The following is a 3,553-nucleotide window of genomic DNA, read 5'->3' as shown; positions in this document are numbered from 1 at the left end:
CCCTAGGCAAGACCCAGCGCTGGAAACTCTGACCAAGCCAAAGAACCGGAACAGCGAGGGCAGCGCGAGGGCAGTGGCCTCCGCGCGCAGTTTTGCGACGCCAAAGCCCATCCACCGTGCAGCAATGGCGTCGCAACTGTTTGAAGCACGGAGGCCACTGCCCTCGCGCTGCCCGGTCTCACACGGCGCCGGCAGAAGCCTCGGTAGGAACCGGCAAGTAACCCCCCGCGGGCGTCACATCCTCCGGCAATGCCTCAGCAAACAAAGTGGCAGTGCCGATGCCGTGCACCCCATGCGGATCAACCGCAACAGCAGTCTCGCGAGCAATGCGCAACCCCGCAGGCCCGCAGATGAACGACGACACCACCGAGCGAACACCGCGCATAGCCGCCCGCCGCGCCAAGTCGTAGGTGGCATGCGGACCACCCAGCACCGCCGGCTTGAGCACAGCGACTTCGATGGCCCCAACCTCGATCAGCCGGTCGAGCGCATCGGCGTCGCGCAGGTGCTCATCGGCAGCGACGGGCAGCCCGACCGTGCGGCTGATCTGTGCCCAGTCCGCGGCCTGCGGTGTGGGCTCCTCGATGAACTCGATGTCGAGGTGGCCGACGGGGCGCAGCACCTTGACCGCGGTCGCACGATCCCAGCCGCCGTTGGCATCGAGTCGCAGTGCCACGCCGGCAGGCAGGGAGTGACGCACGTGCGCGATCCGCACCGACTGTTCGGCAATGGTCGCGGCTGCGCCGCCGTTGCCGCCTGCTTGGGCGTGGTCATGGGCAGCAACCTTGAGCTTCACCGCCAGGTGACCCGTTGCGGCGGCGTGCGCTGCGCGTTGAGCCGCAGCCTCGGGATCCAGATCGGACACCAACGCGTGGGTGGCGATGCGCCGCTGGGCGGGCGGGTTCTCGGCCAGCAATGTGGACAGCGTGACGCCCTCGATCTCGGCGTCGAGCTGCGTGAGTGCCGATTCCACGGCTGCGGCAGCGCAGGGCTCGCGGGGCGGTTCGCCTTCAGGGTTCTCGGCCCACCGCTCCAGCGCCGCCAGAGCTTCGTCGTAGCTCTCGACACCGAAGCCAGACAGCGGCGCCGCCTCGCCCGCGCCGACGCAAGCGTCGTCGCCGACGCGCACCTCGATGCCTCGCCGCACGGCGATCGAGCCGTGGGCGGTCAGCAGTGGCCGCAGCAGCGGCAGCTCGAATTCACGCAGCGTCACCTGCACGGGGTGAACGCTATTGGCTCACTGGGGCGCCCTCATCGGCCGTACTCTCGTCGCTCAGGCGACGCGGGAGGCATGTTCGGCATGAGCGAGGATGCAGCAATCCCCTGGGCCGATCTGCGCGCTCGGGCGCACGAGGCATCCCGCACGGCGTATGCGCCGTACTCGAACTTTCACGTCGGCGCAGCAGGCCTCGTCGACGACGGCCGCATCGTCACCGGCTGCAACGTCGAGAATGCGTCCTACGGACTCACGCTCTGCGCCGAATGCGGCATGGTCAGCGACCTGTATCGAAGCGGGGGAGGCCGCCTCGTCGCGGTGACCGTCACCGACGCAGACGGCGACCTGCTTGCTCCGTGCGGCCGGTGCCGCCAGCTGCTGCTCGAAGCAGGCGGACCCGAGTGCGCTGTGAACGAGAACACCACTGTCGCTGAGTTGCTGCCCGGCGCTTTCGAGTTCCCGCTGCCGCAGGATTGACAGCTCTCAGGACGCGGCCAGGTGCCGGCGGATCGCCGTCGCGCAGCCGTCGGGGTCTTCGAGGTGTGCAGCGTGACCCGCGCCGGCGAGGCCGACCAGCTCGCTGGCGGGCAGCAGGTTGTTCATCTCGTGACCGATCGCGACGAACTTGGTGTCCAGTTCGCCGCACATGACCAGAGTCGGGACGTCCAGAGCGCCCAAGCGATCCCAAAGCGGCGTCATCGAGCCGGTTCCCGCGGCGCGCAGCGAGTTCGCCAGCCCGGTGGGATCGGAGCGCAGGCGCCGATCCATGGACACCTGCCACTCCTCAGAGCTGAGATTCGCTCGCAGCGAATCCCACATCGGCAGACCCATCCACTCTTCGACGAAACGGGCCAGGCCGCGCTCGTGGATCCGACCGGCGAGTGCCGCATCAGCCCGGCGGCGCTGTGCGCGCTCTGAGGCATCCGCGATCCCGGCGGTGGCGCTGATGAGCGTCAGCGACCTGCAGACCTCCGGGCGGGCCGATGCCAGCGCCAGCGCCACACGGCCGCCCATCGAGTAGCCGACGACGTGACACGGCCCATCACCGACGCCAGACGCCAGCTCGGCGACCGACGCTGCCATGGCCTCGACGCTGTAGGGCGCCAGACCGACCGGGGAAGGGCTGCGGCCGTGGCCGACCAGGTCCACGGCGATGCGCCGCCAGCCGTCCAGCCGATGCACCAGCGGCGCCATCGCCTCCATGCTGCCGGTGAAGCCGTGGAGGACGATGACCGGCTCGCCGCTGCCGGTGACATCAGCGGCGAGCTGCAACGGTTCCGACAGCGGCATTACTGCGAGCGCGGCGCTGTGTCGCCGACTGCCGTCGCGACTGCGTCGGCCAGGCGCCGGTGCTGATCCCGGTTCGCGTCGGCGTCGACGTCGACGGTGATGACACGAACGCCCCGATGCGCCCCGGAAGATGCCAGCAGCGCGTGCAGCTCGTCACACGAGCTGACGTGGTGGTGCACGAAGCCCAAGGCATCTGCCAGCCCGGTTGCGAGTTCAGAGCTGCTGTGCCCGGGTGGCGTGGTCAGCAGCCGGTCGAACGCCTCGGGGTCGATGACGCCGTAGGCAGGCAGGAACGAGAAGATGGTGCCGCCGCCGTTGTCGACGACCACCACGGTGAGGTCTGGCCCGTCGGGACCTGTATGGATGCCAGAGCCTGGGTCGAACGCACCCGCGAGCCCGCCGAGATCGTGGCGGAATGCGAGATCCCCGATCAGCACTGTGGTGGGGGTGCCCGACGCAGCCACACCGGTCGCAGCCGAGATCACGCCGTCGATGCCGCTCGCACCTCGGCTGGCATGCACCGTCAAGGGCTCGGCGCGAGCCCGCAGGTACGAGTCGACATCGCGCACCGGCATCGAGTTCGACACATACAGCGCGTGACCCGCCGGAAGGCTGCGCCCCAACTGGCGAGCCACGCCGGCTTCCAGCAGCGACTCTGCGTCGAGCACGCCGTCGATGGCTGCGGCGGCACGTGAATCAGCGTCGGCCCACCGCTGTCCCCACCCCGATTCCGGGGACAGCAGCGTGCGGGCTGCTTCGGTCACGGCCTCTGGCCCGATCGTCAAATGCAATGAGACGCTGAAGCTCGCATCGGCCCAGGTGCTGGCCGGATCGACGAATGCGAACGCTGGGCGATGGCGCTCGATCCACAGCCGCAGCGGTTTGCACGTCGGCGCGCCGCCGATGCGCAGCACTGCCCCGGGCGGCTCGGCGTCAGCCCATGGCGTTCGCAGCAGCAGGTCGTGATGGTCGGTGACCACCACCCCGTCCAGCTCACGCCGCAGCTGCGAGCACGGCTCGGCCAGCAGCGGCCATCCAGAGGCTCGG

2 protein-coding genes and 2 pseudogenes are annotated in these 3,553 nt (G+C 69.4%); 1 reads left to right on the top strand and 3 read right to left on the bottom strand.

All coding sequences use genetic code 11. The features are described 5' to 3' along the window. Positions 1-178: 178 nt before the first annotated feature. Positions 179-1,219 carry an o-succinylbenzoate synthase gene (gene menC / locus VI480_RS06955; protein ID WP_323672099.1) on the bottom strand — a complete coding sequence of 347 codons (1,041 nt, stop codon included), beginning with the start codon at positions 1,217-1,219 and terminating at the stop codon, positions 179-181. A gap of 81 nt (positions 1,220-1,300) precedes the next feature. Here menC and VI480_RS06950 point away from each other — a divergent pair. Continuing rightward, a pseudogene (locus tag VI480_RS06950) lies at positions 1,301-1,672 on the top strand (cytidine deaminase); the annotation flags it as partial. Between the two features lie 27 nt (positions 1,673-1,699). Here VI480_RS06950 and menH read toward each other — a convergent pair. Further along, complete coding sequence (gene menH, locus VI480_RS06945) at positions 1,700-2,506, bottom strand: 2-succinyl-6-hydroxy-2,4-cyclohexadiene-1-carboxylate synthase (RefSeq protein WP_323672097.1); 807 nt, start codon at positions 2,504-2,506, stop codon at positions 1,700-1,702. After that, a pseudogene (locus VI480_RS06940) lies at positions 2,506-3,553 on the bottom strand (hypothetical protein); the annotation flags it as partial. The pseudogene VI480_RS06940 and the gene menH, both read right to left, overlap by 1 nt.

The organism is Candidatus Poriferisodalis multihospitum, from assembly GCF_028283155.1.
GTDB lineage: Bacteria > Actinomycetota > Acidimicrobiia > Acidimicrobiales > Poriferisodalaceae > Poriferisodalis > Poriferisodalis multihospitum.
Note: the sequence above shows the minus strand (reverse complement) of the source record. Positions and strands in the feature narration are given on the sequence as shown.